At 68.5% G+C, this 22584-nt stretch carries 26 protein-coding genes; 7 read left to right on the plus strand and 19 right to left on the minus strand.

Translation table 11 applies throughout. The features are described from left to right. Positions 1–7: 7 nt before the first annotated feature. The 4 genes from yidD to OLX23_RS06755 form a co-directional block, all read right to left on the minus strand. Entirely contained in the window at positions 8–217 is a 210-nt protein-coding gene (gene yidD, locus OLX23_RS06740; protein ID WP_264443952.1) for a membrane protein insertion efficiency factor YidD, read from the minus strand. Then, positions 214–597 carry a ribonuclease P protein component gene (gene rnpA, locus OLX23_RS06745; RefSeq protein ID WP_264443953.1) on the minus strand — a complete coding sequence of 128 codons (384 nt, stop codon included), beginning with the start codon at positions 595–597 and terminating at the stop codon, positions 214–216. Before rnpA ends, yidD begins: the two co-directional genes overlap by 4 nt. Positions 598–620: 23 nt before the next feature. After that, on the minus strand, positions 621–755 hold the full coding sequence (gene rpmH / locus OLX23_RS06750; protein ID WP_039336437.1) for a 50S ribosomal protein L34: 135 nt from the start codon (positions 753–755) through the stop codon (positions 621–623). Positions 756–823: 68 nt separating this feature from the next. Then, entirely contained in the window at positions 824–1654 is an 831-nt protein-coding gene (locus OLX23_RS06755) for an alpha/beta hydrolase (RefSeq protein ID WP_264443956.1), read from the minus strand. Positions 1655–1818: 164 nt separating this feature from the next. On the opposite strand from OLX23_RS06755, the gene OLX23_RS06760 reads away from it, so the two are divergent. Further along, positions 1819–3327 carry a YifB family Mg chelatase-like AAA ATPase gene (locus OLX23_RS06760; RefSeq protein WP_264443958.1) on the plus strand — a complete coding sequence of 503 codons (1509 nt, stop codon included), beginning with the start codon at positions 1819–1821 and terminating at the stop codon, positions 3325–3327. 64 nt (positions 3328–3391) lie between these two features. After that, entirely contained in the window at positions 3392–3844 is a 453-nt protein-coding gene (locus tag OLX23_RS06765; protein WP_264443959.1) for a nitroreductase family deazaflavin-dependent oxidoreductase, read from the plus strand. Here OLX23_RS06765 and OLX23_RS06770 read toward each other — a convergent pair. From OLX23_RS06770 to OLX23_RS06805, 8 genes are all read right to left on the minus strand, one after another. Next, positions 3841–4344 carry a GNAT family N-acetyltransferase gene (locus OLX23_RS06770; protein ID WP_264443960.1) on the minus strand — a complete coding sequence of 168 codons (504 nt, stop codon included), beginning with the start codon at positions 4342–4344 and terminating at the stop codon, positions 3841–3843. The genes OLX23_RS06765 and OLX23_RS06770 overlap by 4 nt on opposite strands. 1 nt (position 4345) lies before the next feature. Continuing rightward, positions 4346–4990: a glutathione S-transferase family protein gene (locus OLX23_RS06775; RefSeq protein ID WP_264443961.1), complete on the minus strand. Its 645-nt coding sequence runs from the start codon at positions 4988–4990 to the stop codon at positions 4346–4348. Positions 4991–5136: 146 nt separating this feature from the next. Beyond that, positions 5137–5475, minus strand: a complete 339-nt coding sequence (locus OLX23_RS06780) for a hypothetical protein (RefSeq protein WP_264443962.1) — start codon at positions 5473–5475, stop codon at positions 5137–5139. Between the two features lie 58 nt (positions 5476–5533). Further along, the gene (locus OLX23_RS06785) at positions 5534–7129 is read right to left on the minus strand and encodes a GMC family oxidoreductase (protein ID WP_264443963.1); all 1596 of its coding nucleotides are present in this window, start codon (positions 7127–7129) and stop codon (positions 5534–5536) included. Positions 7130–7145: 16 nt separating this feature from the next. Then, positions 7146–8210 (minus strand): LLM class flavin-dependent oxidoreductase, encoded by a 1065-nt coding sequence (locus OLX23_RS06790; RefSeq protein WP_264443964.1) that lies wholly within the window; start codon positions 8208–8210, stop codon positions 7146–7148. An 87-nt stretch (positions 8211–8297) separates the two neighbouring features. After that, on the minus strand, positions 8298–9053 hold the full coding sequence (locus OLX23_RS06795; RefSeq protein WP_264443965.1) for an esterase/lipase family protein: 756 nt from the start codon (positions 9051–9053) through the stop codon (positions 8298–8300). 69 nt (positions 9054–9122) lie between these two features. After that, positions 9123–9698 (minus strand): DUF3617 domain-containing protein, encoded by a 576-nt coding sequence (locus OLX23_RS06800; protein WP_264443966.1) that lies wholly within the window; start codon positions 9696–9698, stop codon positions 9123–9125. A 131-nt stretch (positions 9699–9829) separates the two neighbouring features. Further along, positions 9830–10336 carry a nuclear transport factor 2 family protein gene (locus OLX23_RS06805; protein ID WP_264443967.1) on the minus strand — a complete coding sequence of 169 codons (507 nt, stop codon included), beginning with the start codon at positions 10334–10336 and terminating at the stop codon, positions 9830–9832. 104 nt (positions 10337–10440) lie between these two features. Here OLX23_RS06805 and uvrB point away from each other — a divergent pair, with 104 nt between their 5' ends. The 3 genes from uvrB to OLX23_RS06820 all read left to right on the plus strand — a co-directional run bounded on the left by uvrB (position 10441) and on the right by OLX23_RS06820 (position 13228). Next, positions 10441–12630: an excinuclease ABC subunit UvrB gene (uvrB, locus tag OLX23_RS06810; protein ID WP_264443968.1), complete on the plus strand. Its 2190-nt coding sequence runs from the start codon at positions 10441–10443 to the stop codon at positions 12628–12630. Between the two features lie 122 nt (positions 12631–12752). Further along, on the plus strand, positions 12753–13007 hold the full coding sequence (locus tag OLX23_RS06815; RefSeq protein ID WP_264443969.1) for a type II toxin-antitoxin system HicA family toxin: 255 nt from the start codon (positions 12753–12755) through the stop codon (positions 13005–13007). Then, positions 13007–13228 (plus strand): type II toxin-antitoxin system HicB family antitoxin, encoded by a 222-nt coding sequence (locus OLX23_RS06820; protein ID WP_264443970.1) that lies wholly within the window; start codon positions 13007–13009, stop codon positions 13226–13228. Before OLX23_RS06815 ends, OLX23_RS06820 begins: the two co-directional genes overlap by 1 nt. A 6-nt stretch (positions 13229–13234) precedes the next feature. Here the strand turns inward: OLX23_RS06820 and OLX23_RS06825 are convergent, their stop codons facing one another. After that, positions 13235–14125 carry an AraC family transcriptional regulator gene (locus OLX23_RS06825; RefSeq protein ID WP_264443971.1) on the minus strand — a complete coding sequence of 297 codons (891 nt, stop codon included), beginning with the start codon at positions 14123–14125 and terminating at the stop codon, positions 13235–13237. Positions 14126–14298: 173 nt separating this feature from the next. Here OLX23_RS06825 and OLX23_RS06830 point away from each other — a divergent pair, with 173 nt between their 5' ends. Then, positions 14299–15054: an SDR family oxidoreductase gene (locus tag OLX23_RS06830; RefSeq protein WP_264443973.1), complete on the plus strand. Its 756-nt coding sequence runs from the start codon at positions 14299–14301 to the stop codon at positions 15052–15054. A gap of 60 nt (positions 15055–15114) precedes the next feature. Here the strand turns inward: OLX23_RS06830 and OLX23_RS06835 are convergent, their stop codons facing one another. From OLX23_RS06835 to tsaD, 6 genes are all read right to left on the minus strand, one after another. After that, positions 15115–15705: a hypothetical protein gene (locus OLX23_RS06835; RefSeq protein WP_264443974.1), complete on the minus strand. Its 591-nt coding sequence runs from the start codon at positions 15703–15705 to the stop codon at positions 15115–15117. Between the two features lie 3 nt (positions 15706–15708). Then, the gene (locus tag OLX23_RS06840) at positions 15709–15888 is read right to left on the minus strand and encodes a hypothetical protein (RefSeq protein WP_264443975.1); all 180 of its coding nucleotides are present in this window, start codon (positions 15886–15888) and stop codon (positions 15709–15711) included. A 252-nt stretch (positions 15889–16140) separates the two neighbouring features. Then, positions 16141–17844 (minus strand): vWA domain-containing protein, encoded by a 1704-nt coding sequence (locus OLX23_RS06845; protein WP_264443977.1) that lies wholly within the window; start codon positions 17842–17844, stop codon positions 16141–16143. Positions 17845–18063: 219 nt separating this feature from the next. Further along, positions 18064–19563 (minus strand): lipopolysaccharide biosynthesis protein, encoded by a 1500-nt coding sequence (locus OLX23_RS06850; RefSeq protein WP_413629783.1) that lies wholly within the window; start codon positions 19561–19563, stop codon positions 18064–18066. Then, positions 19560–20558, minus strand: a complete 999-nt coding sequence (locus OLX23_RS06855; RefSeq protein ID WP_264443978.1) for an NAD(P)H-dependent glycerol-3-phosphate dehydrogenase — start codon at positions 20556–20558, stop codon at positions 19560–19562. The genes OLX23_RS06850 and OLX23_RS06855 overlap by 4 nt, the downstream gene beginning before the upstream one ends. Then, positions 20555–21583 (minus strand): tRNA (adenosine(37)-N6)-threonylcarbamoyltransferase complex transferase subunit TsaD, encoded by a 1029-nt coding sequence (gene tsaD / locus OLX23_RS06860; RefSeq protein WP_264443980.1) that lies wholly within the window; start codon positions 21581–21583, stop codon positions 20555–20557. Before tsaD ends, OLX23_RS06855 begins: the two co-directional genes overlap by 4 nt. A gap of 45 nt (positions 21584–21628) precedes the next feature. Here tsaD and hemC point away from each other — a divergent pair, with 45 nt between their 5' ends. Further along, the gene (gene hemC / locus OLX23_RS06865) at positions 21629–22579 is read left to right on the plus strand and encodes a hydroxymethylbilane synthase (RefSeq protein WP_264443981.1); all 951 of its coding nucleotides are present in this window, start codon (positions 21629–21631) and stop codon (positions 22577–22579) included. Positions 22580–22584 lie beyond the last annotated feature (5 nt).

Consider the following 22584-nt stretch of genomic DNA (forward strand, 5'->3'; position numbering starts at 1 on the left):
GGCTCGATCAGGGGACCGGATCATAGCCGTGTCCGCCCCAGGGGTGGCAGCGCAATAGACGCTTCAACGTCAGCCAGCCACCCTTAATCGCACCGTATTTCCCCACGGCTTCGATGCCATATTGGGAGCACGACGGAGCATAGCGGCACGAGGGCGGCAGAATGCGCGACGGGCCAAGCTGCCAGGCACGCGCGATCCAGATGAGCAGATGTTTCACCGCTTCGGCCCGCCCTTCGGCTTGCGAGGCCCCTTGCGCGGCGGATCGCCCTTGCCGTCCTTGGCGCGGCCGAGCGCGGCCAGAAGCTCGTCGTGTAGCAGTGCGAAGTCGCGCTCTACCCCGCCCTCGCGCCCGATCAGGACGTGGTCGGTATCGGCCATGCCGTGGAGCGGCAGCACGTCGCGCAACAGCGCGCGGAAGCGGCGCTTCATGCGGTTGCGAACGACCGCATTGCCGATTCGCTTGGTGACGGTGATGCCGAAGCGCAGGCCCGCGCCCTCGTTGGGGCGAGCGAGCAGCACGAAACCGGGGCGCGACACGCGCAGGCCCCGGTTGGCGGCGAGAAAATCCGCGCGCCTAGTCAGGACCGCGGGCTTCACCGCGCGATCCTGGACCGAATCGATCAGGCCGAGAGCTTCTTGCGGCCGCGGGCGCGACGCGCGGCCAGGACCTTGCGGCCACCGACAGTGGCGGTGCGGGCGCGGAAGCCGTGACGGCGAGCGCGGACAAGGTTGCTGGGCTGGAACGTGCGCTTCATCGCAAAACCTCAAATCTCAAACGAAATAGGGCCGCCCGCGAAGGCGGCCGGATTACAGACGGGCGCCGTTAGTGCAGGGCGCGGGACGAGTCAAGCACGGCGAGCTGGAACGGGCCCGCAACGGGGGCTCCAACCGGCGCCTGAACGGGGGCGGCGCGGTCGAGCCGCACCCACTGCGCCATGTCGCCACGGCTCAGCCACTTGGCGCTCGAGAACGGCACCGAATTGGTCATCGCGTAGAAGGCACGCGCCTCGTCCGCGCTCATGCCGACGGCCTGGTAATAGTCGAGGTAGGCGCGATTCTTCGGCGCGTCGACGGCATAGTCGCTCGCCTGGCGGCCCGCGTCGTCTTCCCACGAATGCACCGCGAACAGCGCCGCGGGTTCGGCCGAGCGCTGCGCCCCGGCGAGGAACAGCTCGACCGCGCCCGAAGCGACGAAGCCGCCGTCGGGAACGTGAGTCGCGACCCCGCGCTCGCGCAGCATCAGGCCCAGCCGCAGGTTGGCGCGATCGTCCTCGGTGCCCGGGCACAGGACCATTTCGAGCATCGCGATTCCCGGATGGTCGCGCAGCATCGCAGCAAACTGGCCGGGCGTCGCGGCGTCGGTCACGCCGACGAGCGCGGCATGGCCTTCGTCGAGCACGCGGAACGGGCCATAGGCCGCGACACCGCGCGGCACCGGCGCCGGGCGATAGGTCGCGACGACACGCTCGGCGCTGAGTTCGGGTTCGTCGGCGCTCTGGACCAGCACGGCCGATTCGACCGCCGCTTCCACCTGCGTCACTTCAGCCCCCGTCACGTCACCCCCCGTCACGTCGGCATAGACGATCTCCTGCGCCATCGCCGGCGCGGCGACGAGCGTGAGGAGCGGAAGCAGGAGTCGGGCGATCGAGCGCATGCCCGGATTGTGCGCCCGATTCCTTTACCCGATGGCTGATCGGCATCGTTAATCGCGCGTTACCCCAAGCGCGCCCGGCATGATTGCTCCGATCCCGAGCCATTGCCTCGACAGCCGCGGGTAGCTGCGTCACACCTCCTTGGCAGACTGCGCAGGGGGCAAGCTTGGTCGCGCTGGTTTCGACGGTCGCCTATCTGGGGCTCGAGGCGCGTGCGATCGAGGTGCAGTGCCAGATCGCGCCGGGCCTGCCGCGCTTCCACGTCGTCGGCCTGCCCGACAAGGCGGTGAACGAAAGCCGCCAGCGCGTGACCGCCGCGCTCGCCGCGATGGGGCTGGCGCTGCCGCCCAAGGTCATCACGATCAACCTCTCGCCGGCGGACCTGCCCAAGGAAGGCTCGCATTACGACCTGCCGATCGCGCTGGCCCTGCTCGCGGCGATGGGCGTGACCGACGCCGAACTGCTGGCGGACTACGTCGCAGTGGGCGAGCTCGCGCTCGACGGGCGCGTGATCGCTTCGCCCGGCGTGCTGCTGGCGGCGCTGCATGCCTCGGCCGCCGAGCGCGGACTGATCTGCCCGGCCGCGCAAGGATCGGAAGCGCGCTGGGCCAGCGGCATTTCGGTGATCGCCGCGCCCGATTTGATCAGCCTGCTCAACCACCTCAAGGGCTATCAGGTGCTGCCACCGCCCCTGCCCGGCGAGGCCGCGCCACCGACGCGTGGCCCCGATCTCGCCCAGGTCAAAGGCCAGGAGGTGGCCAAGCGCGCGCTCGAGATCGCCGCCGCGGGCGGGCACAACCTGCTGATGATCGGCCCGCCGGGCGCGGGCAAGTCGCTGCTGGCGTCATGCCTGCCCGGCGTGCTGCCCGAGCTGACACCGGCCGAAGCGCTCGAAGTGTCGATGGTCGCCTCGGTCGCGGGTACGCTCGAGGACGGACGCATCAGCCGCGCACGTCCGTTCCGCAGCCCCCACCATTCGGCCTCGATGGCGGCGCTGACCGGCGGCGGGCTGCGCGTGCGGCCGGGCGAGGTCAGCCTCGCGCATCTGGGCGTGCTGTTCCTCGACGAATTGCCCGAGTTCCAGCGCGCCGTACTCGATTCGCTGCGCCAGCCGCTGGAGACCGGCGAGGTCTCGGTCGCCCGCGCCAATGCTCACGTAACCTATCCTGCGCGGGTCCAACTGATCGCGGCCATGAACCCCTGTCGCTGCGGGCACCTTGGCGATCCCGCACTCGGCTGCAGTCGTGCGCCGCGCTGCGCGGCCGATTACCAGAGCAAGGTTTCGGGCCCGCTGCTCGATCGGATCGATCTCCACGTCGAGGTCGATCCGGTCAGCGCCGCCGACCTGGCCCTGCCGCCGCCGAGCGAAGGTTCGGCCGAGGTCGCCGCAAGAGTCGCCGCGGCACGCGCGATCCAGACCGCGAGGGGCGAGGCGAGCGGCGCGCGCACCAATGCCGAGCTCGACGGCGCCGCGCTCGACGCCCATGCCACGCCCGACGAGCCCGGACGCAAGCTGCTGATCCAGGCCGCCGACGCAATGCGCCTGTCGGCCCGCGGCTATACGCGAGTCTTGCGCGTCGCGCGCACGATCGCCGATCTCGCCGCCGCGCCGACGATCGGCCGCGCGCATATTGCCGAAGCGCTCAGCTATCGCCGAAGGCCGCCACGCGCCTGATGCGTTGAGGCTGGCTGCCGGCTGTGCCAAGACACCGCCACCCCCCGTTCGAAAGGCAAAGACGATGGCACTCGGCAATCCCCCGCGCAGCCCCGCCGAAATGGATTTCACGATCGCCGGCCCCAGCCACGTCGAGGCCTATCGCGCGACCGGGGGCGAGACCGGCTACATCTGGAACAACGCCACCACCCTGCTGCTGACCACCAAAGGTCGCAAGTCGGGCGAGGACAAGACCGTGCCGCTGATCTTCGTCGGCGACGGGCCGAACTACGTGATCATCGCCTCGCTCGGCGGCGCGCCCAAGCATCCGGTATGGTACCTGAACCTAGAGGCCGAGCCGCTGGTCACCCTGCAGGTCAAGGACAAGGTGTTCCAGGCCCGCGCCCACACCGCACCCTCGCCCGAGCGCGAAAGGCTCTGGGCCAAGGCGGTCGAGGCCTGGCCGCAGTACGATGACTATCAGGCCAAGACCGACCGCGAGATTCCGGTGGTCGTGCTGGAGCCCGTCGCCGCCTAGAGCGCGCGGACCATATAGCACGACGCATCGCCGTAGCTCTCGAGCTTGCGCGTCAGCGTCGCGTCGGCGGCCACGGGTTCGAAACCCAGCCCTCGCCAGAACCGCACAGAATCGTTGACCGAGACGAGCGCGATCCGCGCCGCGCCCTGCCCGCGCGCGTCGCCAGCCAAACGCTCGACGACTGGCCGGGCATGCCCCTGCCCCCTCATGTCGGGATGCAGCGCCAGATCGTGCAGGTACCAGGTATCGCGAGCCTCTGGCAGCTCGCCAAGCAGGCTGTTCAGCGGCGGTATCGCGCCGAGCGGCCAGGGGTAGGCGATCAGATAGCCTCTGACCGCATCCCCTTCGGCCAGCACGAAACAGCCCTGCGGGAACAGCGCGAAACGCTCGGCAAAGCAGGCGCGCCGCTCGAAATGGTCGGGAAAGGCCAAGGCCGCCACGGCGGCGACGCCGTCAACGTCATCGCCGTGCATCGCACGCCAATGCGCGGCCTGCCCCATCCTACTTGGTCGTGCCCGCGAACAGCCCCTTGAGATCGACCGCGCCGCCCTTGGCTTCGGCGCGCTTGTAGGCCTCGCGCTCGCGCATGCGGGCGAGATGCGCCTTCATGTTGGGCCAGTTGTCGATCTGGCCGAAGCCTTCGAGCAGTTCCTCGAAGAAGGTCAGCTGGATGTCGGCGGCGGTGAACTGGCCGGGGACGATCGTCTCGGCACCGTCGAGCGCGGCCTCGATCAGCCCGAACGAAGCGGCGGCGGCCTGGGCGATCATGTCGCGCATGGCGTCGTCGGCTTGCCCCATCGCCAGGCGCACGAACTGCATCGCCGGCCCCTTTGCCGAGCCTTCGATGAAGGTCAGCCACTGGTAGAAGCGCATGGCATCGGCCGTGCCCGGTGCCGGACGCAGCCGGCCCTCGCCATAGGCTTCGAGCAGGTAGAGCAGCACGCCGGTCGATTCGACCATGGCCAGGCCATTGTCCTCGATCGTCGGCGCCTTCGCGGCGGGATGGATCGCGCGCAAGCTATCGGGCGAGCGCCGCGTCACCGGATCGCGGCGGTGCAGCACCATCTCGTAAGGCAGGCCCAGCTCTTCCATCAGCCAGAGCACGACATGCGAATGCGAATTGGTCAGGTGATGGACGGTGATCACTGCGGCTCTCCCATGCGGTACCGACAGGGACCGCTCGCCCGCAGTCTAGCGCCTAAGCGCAGGCTCAGGAACGGGGCGCGGCGATACCGGGCGCAGGAACCGCGACTGCGATCCTTGCACCCGGCTGCATCCGATTGCCCGCAGGCTTACGTATGTGCCGGCTTCGGCGCGGTTTCTTCGTGGATCCGCGCGCGCGCCTTGTCGGCACCGGCTTCCATCTTCTCGCCCGCACGGTCGGCGGCGGCTTCGGCCTTGTCGACCGCACCGCTGATCGCCTTGGCGCTGTCGCTGGCGGCGTCGCCGACCGCGTTCGCGGCATTGCCAGCGGCATTGTCGACGGCGCTACCGGCCTTGCCGGCGGCGCTGTCGACGTCCTGGCCGACCGATTCGGCGGTCTGCTCGGCGTGCTCCTGGGTCTTCTCCGAACACCCCGCCACCGCGAGTCCGGCTGCGAGCGAAAGGGCGACGATCAAGGTCTTGCGCATGGGCTCTCCCCTTTGGAAACTGCGCCCTGAACAACGATCGTCGCGGATCGAAGTTCCCTCAGCGCGCATCCTCGAGGATCATCGCCGCGGCCTTTTCGCCGACCATGATCGACGGCGCATTGGTGTTGGCCGCGGGCATGATCGGCATGATCGAGGCATCGGCGACGCGCAGGCCGGCCACCCCGCGCACGCGCAGCCGCGGATCGACCACCGAAGCCGCGTCGCCGCCCATGCGGCAAGTGCCGACGGGGTGATAGCCGATGCCGCTCTCGTTGCGGATGCGCTGCTCCCACTCGGCGTCGGTGGTCGGCACCGGGCTGGGCGTGAAGCCGCCGACCGTCACCGCGGACAGCGCCGGGGTCTTGAAGATCTCCTGCACCTGCTTGGCACCGCTGATCATCGTCGCGATGTCGTCGGGGTGGCCGAGCAGGCGGTGGTCGATCACTGGCTTGTCGGCAGCGTCGGCGCTCTTGAGGCGGATTTCGCCGCGGCTCTTGGGCTTGGCGACGTTGCAGTAGACGGTCACGCCCGGCAGCTCGTGCGGCTTGCGCTTGGCCATGTCGTAGCACATCAGCCCGAACGACAGCTTGATGTCGGGAAAGGCCAGGTCGGGGGTCGAGCGGAGGTAGGCCATCGCCTCGACCGGGACGATCGTCATCAGGCCCTTGTTGGTGAAGACATAGCGCAGGAATTCGCGCGCCAGGGTCAGCGGCTTCATCATCTGGTTGTAGGTGCGCTGGGTGACCTGGAAGGTCGAATGGAAGCTCGCGTGCTCCTGCAGGTTCTGGCCGACCTCGGGCGCGTCGACCAGCACCTCGATGCCATGCGCTTTCAGCTGCTCGGCCGGACCGATGCCCGAACGCATGAGCACGGCCGGCGAACAGACCGCGCCGGTGCTGAGGATCACCTCCCGCTGCGCGCTCACGGTCTTCGTGACGCCGTTCTGGCTGTAGCGCACGCCCGTCGCGCGGCCGTCCTCGATCACCACCCTGTCGACCAGTGCGCCGGTCACCACGGTCAGGTTCGGGCGACCCAAGGCCGGCTTGAGGAAGGCCTCGGCCGCGCTCGAACGCTGGCCGTGCTTCTGCGTGACGAACATACGAAACGCGCCGTCGACGTCGCCCGCGCAATAGTCCTCGACCGCGCGCAGGCCGTATTCGGCGCAGCCCTCGACGAAGACCTTGGCCAGCGGATGCTGCGAGGTCGGCAGGCCGACGCCGAGCGGACCGGTGGTGCCGTGATCCTGGCTCGGGGCTTCCGAAAAATCCTCGCTCTTCTTGAAGAACGGCAACACGTCGTTCCAGGCCCAGCCCGTGCAGCCGAGATCCTGCGCCCAGGCGTCGTAGTCGGACCTGTCGCCGCGGATGTAGATCATGCCGTTGATCGACGAGCCACCGCCGAGCAGCTTGCCCGCGTTCCACGGCACCCGCCGGCCGTTGAGCGAGGGATCGGGCTCGGTCAGGTGTTGCCAGTCGTTCTCGCCGAAGATCATCTTCATGCCGCCCGCGGGCATGCGGTTCATGAAGCCGTCCGAGGTACCGCCCGCCTCGAGCAGCACCACGCGATTGGCCGGGTTTTCCGACAGCCGCGCCGCCAGCACGCAGCCGGCGCTGCCGCCGCCCGCGATCACATAGTCCGCACTCTCCACAGTCATCCCCTGTAACCCCCAATCATCCTGCCGCGCGCAGCGCCGGCATCACCTCGCGGGCAAACAGCTTGGCCGCCTCGCCCCATTCCTTCGGATAGAACCCCGGCCCGACCACGACGAAGCGATCGAGCCCCGCCGCGCGCAACGCCAGCAGCCGCTCGGTACAATGATCGGGCGTGCCGACCACGGCGAAGCGCTTGACGAATTCGGGCGTCATGCCGCCGCCGACGATGCGGTCCTTGGCGTCGTGGACGCCGTGCTTGGTCATGTCGTAGCCATCCTTGATGGCGTCCATGTTCTGCGCCATCGCTGCATCGGCCGGGCCGACGGTCTTGCCCTGGATCACCTGGAAGCGCGCGAGCGGCGGCGCCATGTGCATCGCCACGTCCATCGCCGTCGCCTCGTCCGAATGGCAGACGACGATCACCTGCGCGCCGTAGGAGCGTGGCGTTGGCTCGTGCTGCCGCGCCAGGTCCAGCGCCCATTGCATGCGCTCGATCTCGGCGCCGACGCTGAAGGTCACGCGCTCGGCGATCCGCGCGCCCATGGCGATCACCTTGGGCCCGGTCGCGGCGACGTCGAGCGGGACTTTGGGCAGGCCCTCAGGCAACCAGCGCAGCCGCACGCCCTCGGGCCGCGCGCCGAGCGACAGGCCCTCGTGCGAGGGCGCCGCGCCCGTGGTGCTGCCGCTGTCGGCAAACGGCACTTCCGCACCCGACAGCAGCGCCTGCAGGGTTTCGAGCGACTTCTCGAACCAGGCCAGCTTCACCGGCGCATAGCCGAGATAGGCGAGCGCCGAATCGCCACGGCCGATGCCGAGCACTGCGCGGCCTTGGGAGATCGCCTGGATCGTCGCGATTGAGGTGGCCGAGACCGCCAGATTGCGCGTGAAGGGGTTGGTCACGCCGGGCGAGAGCTTGAGCCGCTCGGTCCAGGCCGCCCAGGCGCCCATCTGCGCATAGGGATCGGCCGAGAGCGACTGCGAATCCATGAACATCTGGCCGTCCCAGCCTTCGGCCTCGACGCCGCGGGCGAGTTCGGGCGTCGCGCCCGTGTTCGAGCCTCCGGCCCGCCAGATTTCCAGCATGGTTCTCTCCCTACCTGCGCGGCCTATGCAGCCGTTTGCGAAGCGAGAGTCAAATACCGTCTAATGTTTCGCTATGGCGAACGAACGTCAGTGATCCATGTCGAGCTGGCGCAGCACTTCGGCGATCACGCGCGGATCGTTGGCGAAGCCGAGATGGTTGCAGCGCACCGCGACCGCACGGTCGCGCTCGCTGGGCCAGCCGCAGGCCGATCGCGGTGCGACCACGCCGTCGCGCGGGCTCCATAGTGCTATCGTCGGCACCGGCGGCTTCGACGGCTCGCATTCGATCGGCGGCGCGTCGACCGTATGCCCCGTGATCAGCTGATAGGCGCGCCAGGCGTTGTTGGCGCGGCGATCGCCCGAAAATGGCGTGCCCATGGTGATCACCCGCGATACGGAATCGGGCTGGCGATGCGCGATCTCGCGCGCGAACAGGCCGCCGAGGCTCCAGCCGACGAGCGCGACGGGCTCGCCGTAGTGCCGGGCCAGTGCGCCCACGCGGCGCATCAGGAACACGAAGTTCTCTTCGGTCGGCCCGAAGTTGAAGCCCATGCCCCAGTCCTGCGCCTCGTGACCGGCTGCGCAGAGCGCGAGCTCCATCCGCCGCATGCGACCCGGATGCGCGCCGAAGCCCGGCAGCAGCATGACCGGCTGGGGATTGTGCGCGATGTGGTGCGGCACCTCGCGCGGCAAGCCGCGACCGGCGAGCGCGCCGAGTTCGGCCAGCAGCAGCTTGAGCGGCGGCCCGCTCACGCCTTCGGGGCGCGGCTGGCGGGCCAGCGCGGTACGCCGCACGACCTCCCGGCTCGCGCCCATCGCCCTGTCACGGAAAGTCCCGAACATCGTCGCTATCATCGGCTCCGTGTAACGGCGTCAGGCTAACGCCGGCTGAACGTCACTTCGCCGCCCGTGTCACTTGGCCGGCGGCGGCGCGGCGGTCATCTCGGTGCCGTTGCACTCGCCCGCGCGGTGCGAGGCGATCGACATCTCCATCGACATCGGCATGCCGGGCTGGACCTCGCCTTCGGACTTCACCTGGATGTCGTAGCTGGTCTCGCTGTAGGTGCCGGCCATCGTCATCTTGAGCTTCTGCCCGCCGCGGTCGCAGGTCATCGTCGCGTCGATCTTGCCGCCGGCCATGGCGAAGTTGTCGTACTTGCAGTCCTTGGCGCCCGCCTGGAAGAAGCCGGCGTCGGGCTTGTTCGCCTGTTCGGGCGTCAGACAGCTCGCGAAGGTCTGGGCCTGGCCGGTCTGCTTGCTCATGGCTTCCTTGGCCTGCGGCGGCATGCCCGGAATTTCCATCTTGGCGATCTTCACGCTCGATTCCCAGCGCCCCGGCTGCGGCTTGATTCCGCTCTCGTCGACCTTCTTCGCGACCGATTCGACCGACTCGTCCTTGGCGACCACGCCCTCCTTCTTGCAGGCCGAAAGCGACAGCGCGGCGAGCGTGGTGGCGGCAACCAGAGCAGCGGAACGGAATGCGGTCATACGGTCATCTCCCTGAATTCGGCCGTCACGGTATCAGCCGGCCCGAACCTCCCAAAGCATTTTGCGGCGCCAGGTTCCTGACGAAAGCACGATCCCGCCAGTCAAGCCGACCTTTCAGTCCAGCCGCCCCGTCAGTCCAGCCGCCAAGTGTACGAGGGATCGTTACGGTCGCGCGAACCGCCGCTGCTGCCCATGCCGGCATCGCCGGGCAGGACCGGATCGGTCCGCGTATAGTCGACCAGCATCTTACGCTTGGCGATGCGCCATTCGCCATCACGCCGCTCGAACCGATCGACATAGCGGCCGAAGACGATGAAGTCGCGCTCGGGGCCTTTGTCGTCGGCCGGGGTGCGGTGCGACGAGATCGTGTAGTGCTCGGCCCAGGCCGCGTCGCCTTTGACCTCGACGAGCTGGTTGCCCGTGTTGTGCCAGGTGACCGAGAACAGGCCGAGCACCATGCGGCCCATGCCGATGAAGCTCTCGACGTCGAGCGGCTCGTGCAGCTCGATCACCGCGTCGGAGTGGAAGCACGATCGCATCAGCTCCTCGTCACGGCGGTCGTTGGCGCGGCAATAGCGCAGGTGCACGTCCTTGATCTCGGACTCGGCAATCACGTCGTCGATGGTCTTGGGCATCATTCTCTCCGATCTCTTTGGCCGGCGTTACAGACAGTGCTGACCAGAGCGTCAATCCCCGGATGGGAAGGTTGAACCCGCCAGCCTTGTTCGCCATATGTACGCACATGGCCGAACTCGTCATCCGTCGCGGACTCGAAGAGCCCGTCACCACCGAAACCTTCGTTCCCCACCGCCCCGCCCGCCCCGAAAAGAGCGATGGCGGCCGCCGGTTCGAGCTGGTTTCGGACTATCAGCCCTCGGGCGACCAGCCGACGGCGATCGCCGAACTGACCGAGGCCGCGTTGTCGGGCGACAAGACCCAGGTCCTGCTCGGCGTCACCGGCTCGGGCAAGACCTTCACCATGGCCAGCGTGATCGCGCATCTCCAGCGCCCTGCGCTGATCCTGGCGCCCAACAAGATTCTCGCCGCCCAGCTCTATGGCGAGTTCAAGAGCTTCTTCCCGAACAACGCGGTCGAGTATTTCGTCTCCTACTACGACTACTACCAGCCCGAGGCCTACGTGCCGCGCTCGGACACCTACATCGAGAAGGAAAGCTCGGTGAACGAGGCGATCGACCGCATGCGCCACTCGGCCACGCGCGCGCTGCTCGAACGCGACGACGTGATCATCGTCGCCTCGGTGAGCTGCCTCTACGGCATCGGCTCGGTCGAAACCTATTCGGCGATGATCTTCGATCTCAAGAAGGGCCAGTCGGAGGACCAGCGCGAGATCATCCGCAAGCTCGTCGCGCTCCAGTACAAGCGCAACGATGCGGCATTCGGCCGCGGCAACTTCCGCGTGCGCGGCGACAGCCTCGAGATCTTCCCCTCGCACTACGAGGATATGGCCTGGCGCGTCTCGTTCTTCGGTGACGAGATCGAGGAAATCGCCGAATTCGATCCGCTGACCGGCAAGAAGGGCGCGAGCCTGAACTCGGTGCGCGTCTATGCCAATTCGCACTACGTCACGCCCGGGCCGACGATGAAGCAGGCGAGCGAGGCGATCCGCTTCGAGCTCAGCGAGCGGCTCAAGGAGCTCGAGGCCGAGGGCAAGCTGCTCGAGCACCAGCGGCTCGAACAGCGCACCAATTTCGATCTCGAGATGATCGCCGCCACGGGATCCTGCGCGGGCATCGAGAACTACAGCCGATTCCTGACCGGCCGCCTGCCCGGCGAGCCGCCGCCGACCTTGTTCGAATACCTGCCCGACAATGCGCTGCTGTTCGTCGACGAGAGCCACCAGACCGTGCCGCAGATCGGTGCCATGGCCAGGGGCGACCATCGCCGCAAGCTGACCCTCGCCGAATACGGCTTCCGCCTGCCGAGCTGCATCGACAACCGCCCGCTGCGCTTCAACGAATGGGACGCGATGCGTCCGCAGACCGTCGCGGTCTCGGCCACGCCGGGCGGCTGGGAAATGGAGGAGACTGGCGGCGTCTTCGCCGAGCAGGTGATCCGCCCGACCGGCCTGATCGACCCGCCGGTGCTGATCCGCCCGGTCGAGGATCAGGTCCAGGACTGCATCAACGAGTGCCGCGAGACCGCGAAGGCCGGCTATCGCACCTTGGTCACCACCCTGACCAAGCGCATGGCCGAGGACCTGACCGAATTCATGCACGAGGCGGGCCTCAAGGTCCGCTACATGCACTCCGACGTCGAGACACTCGAACGCATCGAGCTGATCCGCGACCTACGCCTCGGCGTCTACGACGTGCTCGTCGGCATCAACCTGCTGCGCGAAGGCCTCGACATCCCCGAATGCGGGCTCGTCTGTATCCTCGACGCCGACAAGGAAGGCTTCCTGCGCTCGGAAACCTCGCTGATCCAGACGATCGGCCGCGCCGCGCGCAACGTCGACGGCCGCGTGATCCTCTATGCCGACCGCATGACCGGCTCGATGGAACGCGCGATCGCCGAGACCGACCGCCGCCGCGAACGGCAGGAGGCCTACAACCTCGAACACGGCATCACCCCGCAGACGATCAAGCGCAATATCCACGACATCGTCGCCGACACCGCGAGCCGCGACGGCGTGCTGGTCGACATCGACGCCGAGGGCGATAACAACCTCGTCGGCCACAACCTGCGGTCGTACATCGAAGAGCTCGAAAAGAAGATGCGCACCGCGGCGGCGGACCTCGAGTTCGAGGAGGCGGGTCGGCTCAGGGACGAGATCCGGCGCTTGGAAGCGGGCGAACTTGGCTTGCCCGAGGGCCAGCAGAAGGCACCGCTGGTCGGACGGTCGAATGAAGGGAAGCCGGGGACGCGGAAGGGACGGTTCGGCAAGGAGAGCAAGCGGAAGTGGGGGCGTTAGCCGTAACCACGCTCACAACGGCGAGACATCCTTGTTCATAGGTTCGACAAAGGCGATCCGAAGGGCCCTGACGGCGGTAATTACCTGCGCTCAGGTGTGCCACATAAAGGCACGGAGGCCACATGACCCAGATCGAAAAGCTCTATGCTCAACTCGTCGCCAACCGTGCCGCAATGCGGTTTACCGACTTCCGGCGGATCCTAGAAGCCTTCGGCTTTACGCTTGATCGCATCAAGGGCAGTCACCACATCTTCAAGCATCCGCTTGTCTCACGTCCGCTCAGCATCCAGCCACGCGGAGACAGCAAGGCAAAGCCCTATCAAGTCGACCAGTTTCTCGATATCGTCGAAGAGTTCGGGCTCAAGATGAAGAAGTGATGGAACCGCGCTACCACATCAATCTCTTCTGGTCGCAGCGTGACGAGAGCTGGGTCGCAGATGTGCCCGATCTCAAGTCCTGCGCCGCATTCGGTGACACGCCAGAAGAGGCGCTTGCCGAGGCTCGATTGGCAATCGAAGGCTGGCTAGAGACCGCCTTGGCCAACGATCTGCCGATTCCCGAGCCGCGCTATCGCCCCGCGATCTACGCCGCCGGATAAACCATCCTAAGCCGCCAGCCGCTCCTTCGCGGCCTTCACATCCCTTGCCGGCGACAGCCCGAAGAACCGCCCATACTCGCGCGTGAATTGCGGCACGCTCTCGTAGCCGACCTCGAAGGCCGCGTGGCTCGACGATAGCCCGCGGGCGAGCATCAGGCGGCGGGCCTCGATCAGGCGGAGCTGTTTCTGGAACTGCAGCGGCGAGAGCGAGGTCACCGTGCGGAAGTGCTGGTGGAACGACGACGGGCTCATGCCGGCGACCGCCGCTAGCCGCTCGACCGGCAGGGCGCGCGCATAGTCGGCGCGCAGCACCGCCACCGCGCGGGCGATGCGCTGGACGTGGCCGTCGGGCAGGCCGAGCAGGCGGATCGCATTGCCGTGGTGGCCGGCGAGCAGCCAGTAATGCATCTCGCGCAGCAATTGCGCCTGGAGCACCGGCGCGGCCGCGGGGCGATCGAGCAGGCGCAGCAGTCGCAACGCCGCGTCGGCGACCTCGCGTTCGGTCGTGTCGACGCGCACCGGCGACTCGGCGGTGCTACCCACAGCGACTGCGTCGATCTCGGCCGAGAGCTCGGCGACGATCGCCGCGTCGAGCTGGAGCACCAGCGAATAGTAAGGCGCCGCCGGGCTGGCGCGGACGATCTGGCTGGTGGTCGGCACGTCGGCCGCGACCAGCAGGGTCTCGCCGGCGGAAAAGGCAAAGGTCTGCGCGCCCATCGTCACGGTCTTGGCGCCCTGCACGACGATCACGACATGCGGCTGGGCGACGGCGTGGATCAGGTCGCTCGTATACAGCGAGCGCGCCAGGTTCATGCCGGGGATCGCGGTGGGAATGATCACCTCGTCCTGGACCAGCGTCTCGGCATGGCGGCGCACGGCGTCGAGAAGTTCTTTCATGCCCTGCCTTCTACAGGCGGGATCGGACGGCGAAAACCGGCTTCGTAGGATTAGGCAAGGATCGACGAGCTTCCGGCAACGCCGTAGGCTCGGCTTGCGGCACAAGAGCTTGGTCACACCGACCTAAATGGTCACTCCGACCTAATGGTCACTTTGGCCGAAAGGACCCTTCCATGACCAAGATCACTCTCATCACCGGTGGCAGCCGCGGCCTGGGCCGCAACACGGCGCTCTCGATTGCTAAGCGCGGCGGCGACGTCGTCCTGACCTACCACAGCCGCGCCGACGAGGCCGAGGAGGCCGTCGCCGAGATCGCGGCGCTGGGCCGCAAGGCCGTGGCGCTGCAGCTCGACACCAGCAAGGCCGCGGGCTTCGCCGATTTCGCCGACCGGCTGCGCACGGCGCTGCGCGACACCTGGCAGCGCGACTCGTTCGACCACCTCGTCAACAACGCCGGCTACGGCGAATATGCGACGATCGCCGAGACCACCGAGGCGCAGTTCGACGCGATGGTCAACGTCCACTTCAAGGGCACGTTCTTCCTGACGCAGACCTTGCTGCCGCTGATCGCCGATGGCGGCCGCGTGGTGAACCTGTCGACCGGCCTCACCCGCTTCGCGCTGCCCGGCTATGCCGCCTATGCCGCGGCCAAGGCCGCGGTCGAGGTGCTCAGCGTCTACATGGCCAAGGAGTTCGGCGCGCGCGGGATTGCCGTGAACACCGTGGCGCCGGGTGCGATCGAGACCGATTTCGGCGGCGGCGCAGTGCGCGACAATGCCGATCTGAACCAGCACCTGTCGAGCATCACCGCGCTCGGCCGCGTCGGCGTGCCCGACGACATCGGCCCGATGATCGCCAACCTGCTCGACGAGGGCAATCGCTGGGTCAATGCGCAGCGGATCGAGGTCTCGGGCGGTCAGGCGATCTGATCGCGGCTGGCCTGCTGGCGAACCGCGCTCTTCCCGCCATGGGGAGGGCGCGAAGCCGCGTCAGAGCTTGCCGAAGCGGCCCTCGAAGCCCGCCGTATCGCCCGAGGCGAGGAACTTCGCCTGCTCGACCCAGGAATCGCGGCGGATGCGGCCGGCGAACGTGCCGAGCTGCGCATCGACGCGATCGATGTCGGCATCGGTCCAGGCCGCGACCTGCGCATAGGTGGTGACGCCGAGCGAATTGAGCAGCGCGACGAGCTTGGGTCCGACGCCCTTGATACGGCGGAGGTCGTCGGCCTCACCTGCAGTGGGGGCAGGTGCGGCAGCCGGCGCAGGAGCGGGCGGCGGAGCGGCCTGCTCCGGTTCGGCGTCGACCACCTCGCTCGCGGCAGCGGCGGCGATGACTTCGCCCAGGCCGCCCATCACCGAGGGGCCGGTATCGGCGAAAGAGGCAGCCGTCACGGCCGAGGGCGCGTCGATCAGCGCCTGGTTGCGCGCGGCGGGGGCGGCGCCTTCGTCGAGCACGTCGGGCGCATGGCCACGCTGGCGATTGTCGCGCGAACCGCGGCCGAACAGCCACCAGGCGACCAAGAGGCCGATGACGAGCGCGAGCGCAAAGGCGACCCAATTGGCTTCGATGGTCTGCAGCACGTCCTACCCCCTCCGGTTGAGCGCCAGCCGTCCGATCCCCAGGCCCACGGCATAGGTGCCGAGCAGCATCGCCATGAGCACCGGCCCGCCGACCGCGCCCTTGTGGGCGAGTATCATCGAGAAGGCGATGCCGGCGACGGCAAAGGCGCCGGCGGGGATGAGGATCAGGTGCGGGCTTTTCACCCGCTCGGCATAGCATCGCGCGGGAAAGTGGGAACCGGTTTTATTGACGAAGCCGCCTGCGGATCGAGTGTCTTTTCGGAGACCCAACCGCGGCATAACTTTCCCCGTCGCCCCTGCGTAGGCAGGGGCCCAACTGACCGCGCCTCCATGCGCCTTCCGTTGCAGGATGAGAGCTCGGCTGGGCCCCTGCCTACGCAGGGGCGACGGGAAGAATACGGCGGCAAGAAAGGGTGAAGTAGGAAAGCGCTTAGCTCACCCGCCCTTATCCTCCTCCAGCACCGCGCCGTCATTGCGCGCGAGCGAGCCTGCGACGCCGACCAAGCGCAGGAACTCCTGTCGCCAGAAATCCTGCTGCCGGCCCGCCAGCGAGACGATCTGCGCCGGGGTGAAGCCATTCATCATGGCATCGCCGCGCAAGGTCTGACCAAAGGCCGCGACCGCCGTGGCGAAAGCGAAGTCGCCAGTCGGCCGCGCCGAGGCCTGGAGCAGCCGCGCCGGGACCGGCCGCTCGATCAGCCGCGAGGTCGTGCCGTCGGGCAGCTTGTAGCGCAGCTTGACGAAGGCCAGCTCGCCCGCCTTGCCAACAGCCGTCGCGGCGGCAGCCTCCTCGTAGCGCCGCGGACCGATCCAGCCCTGTGCACCGGCCGGAACGATCTCGTAGATCGCGGTGACCTGATGCCCGGCGCCGATGTCGCCGGCATCGACCTTGTCGTTGTCGAAGTCCTCCTCGCGCAGCGCGCGGTTCTCGTAGCCTAGCAGGCGGTACTGGCTGACCTGGGCGGGGTTGAACTCGACCTGGATCTTCACGTCCTTGGCGATCGTGAACAAGGTCGAGCTCATCTGGTCGCCAAGCACCTTCTTCGCCTCGAGCGCGGAATCGATGTAGGCGTAGTTGCCGTTCCCGTGATCGGCGATCTGCTCCATCATCGCTTCGTTGTAGTTGCCCGTGCCGAAGCCCAGCGTGGTCAGGGTGATGCCGCTGTCGCGTTCGCGCTCGACCATTTCGATCAGCGCCTTGTTGTCGCTGACGCCGACGTTGAAATCGCCGTCGGTGGCGAGAAGGATGCGGTTGACCCCGCCCTTGATGAAGTTGTCGCGCGCGATGTTGTAGGCGAGCTGCAGCCCGGCCCCGCCCGCGGTCGAGCCGCCCGCGTTCAGGCGATCGAGCGCGGCCTTGATCTTGGACTCGTCATTGGTCGGCTCGAGCACGAGACCCGCGGCCCCCGCATAGACCACGATCGAGACGCGATCCTTGGCGGAAAGCTCGCCCGCCAGTCCCGAGAGCGCCGTCTTGACCAAAGGCAGCTTGTCCTCGCTCGACATCGAGCCCGAGACGTCGACGAGGAACACGAGGTTCGCCGGCGGCCGCGCTCCCGCGCTCGCCAGATCGTAGCCGCGCAGGCCGATACGCATCAGCCGCGTCGCCGGGTTCCACGGCGTCACCGCGACGTCGGTGGTCACGGTGAACGGCGTGTCGCGCGTGATCGGCGTCGCATAGTCGTAGCGGAAATAGTTGATCATCTCCTCGCTGCGCACGGCATCCCTGGGCGGCATCTGGCCAAGGCCGAGGAAGCGGCGGGCATTGGCATAGGCGCCAGTGTCAACGTCGACCGAGAAGGTCGAGACCGGATCGGTCCGCGCGATATGCACGGCGCCGACCGCCTTGCCGTCGTAGCGCTCGGTGCCCGCCGGTACGGGGACGATGACGGGGCGAACATAGGTGCGGGCATAGCGCTCCTGCATCGCCGCGCCTTTGGCGGGGGCATAGGCAAGCGCCGCTGGCGGAGGAGGAGGCGGCGGAGGAGGGGGTGCGAGCCGCCCATCATCGACGCGCGTCGCGGTCACGACGACGTCCTGTCCCTCGCCCGAGGCGCTGCGCGGCTTTTCCGATGACGCGGCGCAGCCGGCTACGAGTGCGACGGTGCAGCTTGCTGTGACTATCCTGGCCAGATGCATGGCATTCCCTCCTCCGACGATCGCCCGTGGAGGAGGCCAAAAAACCCGTGAACCGCGACTGAATGTTTCGGAGGCGCGATCAATTGATCCTCCCCGAAACGGGGAGGGGGACCGCGACGCGTAGCGGCGTGGTGGAGGGGGTTCGCCGCTAACACCGCGCTCGCCTGAGAGCCCCCTCCACCATGCTTCGCATGGTCCCCCTCCCCATGCTGGGGAGGATTAAGCCTTGGCGCTCTTGCGGAACAGCACGCGGTCCTCGGGGCCGAAGCCCTTGTTCCAGATCACCCAGCAATAGACCGCGAGGATCGCCGGAATGCCGAAGGCGAGCTCGGCCCATTCGGGCAGGAAGCGCGTCGCCGCCCAGCCCACGACCGAGGCGGCGGCAGCCGCCCAGACCAGCGGCCAGCGCCAGTTGTTGATCCGCTCGCCGAGCAGCCGCGAGAGCAGCCAGGACTTGAGCACCGAGGCGATCGCCAGCGACAGCATCAGCGCCGCGGCCGCCGCGGCGGCGCGATAGAGTTGGTCGAGCCCGAGATCGTCGACGAGCAGGATGCCGCCCACGGTCAGCCCGGCCTGGATCGCGATCGTCAGCAGCGAGATCGCCAGGTTCTTCATCCGCGCCATGTAGATCAGCGCCGAATCGGCGACGACCGCGGTCGCCGCGACGACTTCGGCCGCGAGCAGGAAGGCCAGCGCACCGGTGCCGCCGACGAAGTGCGGGCCGACCAGGCCCATCACGCCCTCGCCGGGAATGCCCAGGGCCAGCGCGATGCCACACTGCGCCGCGGTGATCCAGAAGCCCACCTGGCAGACCTGTAGCGCGATCGCGTGATAGTCCTTGTTCTTGAGGCTGCGCGTGATCACCGGGCCGAGGATCGGCTCGAAGCTGGTCTTGAGCTTCTGCGGCAGGCTCGCGACCTGCTGGGCGATGTAGTAGACGCCGACCGCGCTCGGCGAAGCGAACATGCCGAGGATGAACACGTCGAGCCGGCGCGAGCCCCATTCGACGCCCTCGGCCAGGGCCAAAGGCAGGTTGGCCCGCGCGAGGCCGAGCAGGTGGAACGGGTGCGGGCGCCATTGCTGCGGCAGGCCATAGGCCCGCACCAGCGGCACCACCGCGGCGAGCATCGTGCAGACGTTGGCGAAGATGAAGGCCAGCGCCAGCCCGCCGTCGGGCACGAGGTAGTAGAAGCCCAGCGCCGAACCCGAGATCGTCCAGGGCTCGACGATCGAGCGCGCCTTGACCGTCGCGCCGACGTTGAAGTGATAGGCCAGCGCGGCGAGCGCGATGTCGGTCATGGTGATCGGGATGATCGCCAGCGGCAGCATCAGATCGTAGATCGAATAGCGCCCGCTCGGGAACATCGGCGCGGGGAACAGCCACAAGGCCGTCGCCGCGCAGGCGCCGAAGAACACCGAGATCAGCATGGCATCGCCAACCGCATTGGCGGGATGACCCTCTTCCTCGGTCAGCCGCCGCGCGAGCCCGCGCTTGAGCCCCATCGAGCTCAGCAGCGCGAGGAATTCGATGACCACCAGCGCCGAGGCGAGGCGGCCGAGCGAGTCGGCGCCGTAGAGACGGCCCGCGATCAGCAGGAAGGGGATCCGGCCCATCAGGCGGATCGGGAAGCCCAGCAGGTTGGTGCGCCCGCCCTTGGCGATGGCGGCGATGTCGTCGCGCTGCGGCTCCTGGCCGGCGCCCGTCGATGTTTCGGTCAAGCCTTATGCTCCAGCTCGGCCTTGAGCGGCCGCGCGAGTAGTTCGGACACGACCGCGCGCGCCGGCGCCGCGCCCGCGAGCAGCCGCGCGACGGCCTCGACGATCGGCATGTCGATATTGGCGGCGCGCGCGAGCTCGGCGAGCACGGGCGCGGTGGCGGCGCCTTCGGCGACGCTGGTCTTGCCGGCGAGCGCCTCGGCCGCGCTCTGGCCTTCGCCGAGCGCCTTGCCGAGCGAGAAGTTGCGGCTCGAGGTCGAGGAACAGGTCAGCACGAGATCGCCCAGCCCGCAGAGCCCCGACAGCGTTTCGGCCCGCGCGCCACGAGCGAGACCGAAGCGCAGCATCTCGGCATAGCCGCGCGCGATCAGCGCGGCGCGGGCGTTCTGGCCGAGTTGCAGGCCCTCGACCACGCCGCAGGCGATCGCCAGTACGTTCTTGACCGCGCCACCGATCTCGGCGCCGATCAGGTCGTCCGAATAGTAGGGCCGGAAGGCCGGCCGCGCGATCAGCGGCGAGAGCCGCTGCCACTGCGCCTCGCCGCCGGCGCAGGCGAGCGTCACCGCGGTGGGCAAGCCCGCCGCGACCTCATGCGCGAAGGTCGGCCCCGAGAGCACGGCGAGGTTGGCCGCGGGCGAAGCGTCGCGCGCGACGTCGGCCATCAGGCGGCTGGTGCCCGCCTCGATGCCCTTGGCGCAAAGCACGAGATCGCGCTCACCGTCGGGAAGTCCGGCAAGGACCGAGCCGAGAAACTGCGCCGGCACCACCGCGAGCAAGGCCGGCAAGCCGCCGAGCTCGGCGATGTCGCCGGTGGCGCGCACGCTGTCGGCCAGCTTGGCGCTCGGCAGGAACAGGCTGTTGGTGTGCTTGGCGTTGATCTCGGCGACGAGCTCGGGTTCGCGCGCCCAGAGCACGACCTCGCTGCCGTCGCTGGCCAGAGCCTGCGCAAGCGCCGTGCCCCAGGCGCCCGCACCAATGACGCCGATAGAAGAGGTCATGCCTTCACTCCCGCACCGCGCACCGGTTCGGCCGCCGCGTCGAGCGGCCAGCGCGGCCGCGGCGCGAAATCGAGCGGATCATCCTGACCGAGCCGCTCGGCCCCGGCCCAGGCGATCATCGCGGCATTGTCGGTGCAGAGCCCCAGCGGCGGCGCGACGAAGCGCAGGCCATTGTCCGCGGCCAGGCCTTCGAGCGCCGCGCGGACCGCCTTGTTCGCGGCGACGCCGCCGGCGACGACCAGCGCCGTGACGGGACCCGCGGCCGAAACCGCGCGTTTCGTGCGATCGATCACGCAGTCGACGGCGGCCTGCTGGAACGATGCGGCGATGTCGGCATCGGCGTGGATTTCGGCCTGCTTCGCGCGCAGCACCGCGCTTTTGAGCCCGGCGAAGGAGAAATGCGGCTCGGCGCTGCCCAGCAACGGCCGCGGCAAGGGCACGTTCTTGGCGTTACCTTCCGCCGCCAGCCGCTCGACCGCGGGGCCGCCCGGATAGCCGAGGCCGAGGATCTTGGCGGTCTTGTCGAAGGCCTCGCCCAGCGCATCGTCGATCGTCGTCGCCAGCCGGCGATAGGCGCCGACACCCTCGACCAGCAGCAACTGGCAATGCCCGCCCGAGGCGAGCAGCAGCAGGTAGGGGAATTCCAGGGTCTCGTCAGCCAGCCGCGGCGACAGCGCGTGGCCTTCGAGGTGGTTGATCGCGATCAGCGGCTTGTCGCCGGCCATCGCCAGTGCTTTGGCGGTGACCAGCCCGACCATCACGCCGCCGATCAGCCCCGGGCCCGCGGTGGCGGCAACGGCGTCGACATCGGCGAGGGTCATGCCGGCATCGGCCAGGGTCGCCTCGATCAAGGGTGTCAGTATCTCGGCATGGGCACGCGCGGCGATCTCGGGCACGACACCGCCATAGGGGCGGTGCGCCTCGTCCTGCGAGGCGATACGCTGCGCGAGGATGACGCGATCCTCCGACACCAGCGCAGCGGCGGTCTCGTCGCACGAGCTCTCGATGCCAAGGACTATCCTCATCCGCGCTTCCACTTAGTGAGATTGGAGACTAGCACAAGCCGCGCCATGAACCCGAATGCTCTTGATCGCCCCCTCCGCCTCGGCTCCCGCAAGTCCCCCCTCGCCCTCGCGCAAGCCGAAGAGGCGCGCGCACGCCTGATCGCGGCGCACGGCTTGAGCGAGACTGACGTCGAAATCGTCTCGGTCACCGCCAGCGGCGACCGCATCCAGGACCGGCCGCTCGCCGAGATCGGCGGCAAGGCGCTGTGGACCAAGGAACTCGACGCCGCGCTGATCGCCGGCGAGATCGACTTCGCGGTGCATTCGGCCAAGGACGTCGAGACGATCCGCCCCGCCCAGATCGCCATCGCCGCGATCCTGCCGCGCGAGGACGTGCGCGACGTGCTGGTCGGCGCCGCCAGCGTTGCCGCACTGCCGCAGGGCGCCGTCGTCGGCACCAGCGCCCCGCGCCGCGCCGCGCTGCTGCTCCACACAAGGCCCGACTGCACGGTCGTGCCGATCCGCGGCAATGTCGCCACGCGCCTCGCCAAGCTGGCCGCGGGCGAGGCCGATGCGACCTTCCTCGCCGCGGCCGGGCTCAAGCGTCTGGGCGAGACCGGCACCGGCCACGCCCTGCCCGCCGACGAGTGGCTGCCCGCACCGGGTCAGGCCGCGATCGCGATCGAATGCCGCGCCGACGATGCGGCCACGCAGGCGCTGCTGGCCGCGATCGATCACACGCCGAGCCGCGACGCCGTGCTGGCCGAACGCGCACTGCTGGCGGCGCTCGGCGGCAATTGCCACAGCCCGATCGCCGTGCTGACCGCGGCCGAGGGCAACGCGCTCCACCTGCGCGCGGCGATCTTCAGCCCCGATGGCGCCCACCGCGTCGAGGCCGAAGCGCGCTTCGCCGCGAATGACGCCGCGGGGCCGGCACGCCTCGCCGCGCAGTTGCTCGCCGAGGCACCCGAGGCCGTCACCGTCCATTTCACCGGCCCACCCACCACCGCAACATGATGCCC

This window comes from Novosphingobium sp. JCM 18896 (assembly GCF_025938095.1).
Classification (GTDB): Bacteria; Pseudomonadota; Alphaproteobacteria; order Sphingomonadales; family Sphingomonadaceae; genus Novosphingobium.

Coding starts and splice junctions, on each gene's coding strand:
- OLX23_RS06795 (WP_264443965.1), bottom strand. CDS start 9,053: ATGTTCGGGACTTTCCGTGACAGGGCGATGGGCGCGAGCCGGGAGGTC.
- tsaD (WP_264443980.1), bottom strand. CDS start 21,583: ATGAGGATAGTCCTTGGCATCGAGAGCTCGTGCGACGAGACCGCCGCT.
- OLX23_RS06765 (WP_264443959.1), top strand. CDS start 3,392: ATGGCACTCGGCAATCCCCCGCGCAGCCCCGCCGAAATGGATTTCACG.
- OLX23_RS06770 (WP_264443960.1), bottom strand. CDS start 4,344: ATGGGGCAGGCCGCGCATTGGCGTGCGATGCACGGCGATGACGTTGAC.
- OLX23_RS06820 (WP_264443970.1), top strand. CDS start 13,007: ATGGAACCGCGCTACCACATCAATCTCTTCTGGTCGCAGCGTGACGAG.
- rpmH (WP_039336437.1), bottom strand. CDS start 755: ATGAAGCGCACGTTCCAGCCCAGCAACCTTGTCCGCGCTCGCCGTCAC.
- OLX23_RS06790 (WP_264443964.1), bottom strand. CDS start 8,210: ATGCTGGAAATCTGGCGGGCCGGAGGCTCGAACACGGGCGCGACGCCC.
- OLX23_RS06825 (WP_264443971.1), bottom strand. CDS start 14,125: ATGAAAGAACTTCTCGACGCCGTGCGCCGCCATGCCGAGACGCTGGTC.
- OLX23_RS06755 (WP_264443956.1), bottom strand. CDS start 1,654: ATGCGCTCGATCGCCCGACTCCTGCTTCCGCTCCTCACGCTCGTCGCC.
- OLX23_RS06815 (WP_264443969.1), top strand. CDS start 12,753: ATGACCCAGATCGAAAAGCTCTATGCTCAACTCGTCGCCAACCGTGCC.
- uvrB (WP_264443968.1), top strand. CDS start 10,441: ATGGCCGAACTCGTCATCCGTCGCGGACTCGAAGAGCCCGTCACCACC.
- OLX23_RS06800 (WP_264443966.1), bottom strand. CDS start 9,698: ATGACCGCATTCCGTTCCGCTGCTCTGGTTGCCGCCACCACGCTCGCC.
- OLX23_RS06785 (WP_264443963.1), bottom strand. CDS start 7,129: ATGACTGTGGAGAGTGCGGACTATGTGATCGCGGGCGGCGGCAGCGCC.
- hemC (WP_264443981.1), top strand. CDS start 21,629: ATGAACCCGAATGCTCTTGATCGCCCCCTCCGCCTCGGCTCCCGCAAG.
- OLX23_RS06805 (WP_264443967.1), bottom strand. CDS start 10,336: ATGATGCCCAAGACCATCGACGACGTGATTGCCGAGTCCGAGATCAAG.
- OLX23_RS06830 (WP_264443973.1), top strand. CDS start 14,299: ATGACCAAGATCACTCTCATCACCGGTGGCAGCCGCGGCCTGGGCCGC.
- OLX23_RS06845 (WP_264443977.1), bottom strand. CDS start 17,844: ATGCATCTGGCCAGGATAGTCACAGCAAGCTGCACCGTCGCACTCGTA.
- OLX23_RS06780 (WP_264443962.1), bottom strand. CDS start 5,475: ATGCGCAAGACCTTGATCGTCGCCCTTTCGCTCGCAGCCGGACTCGCG.
- OLX23_RS06855 (WP_264443978.1), bottom strand. CDS start 20,558: ATGACCTCTTCTATCGGCGTCATTGGTGCGGGCGCCTGGGGCACGGCG.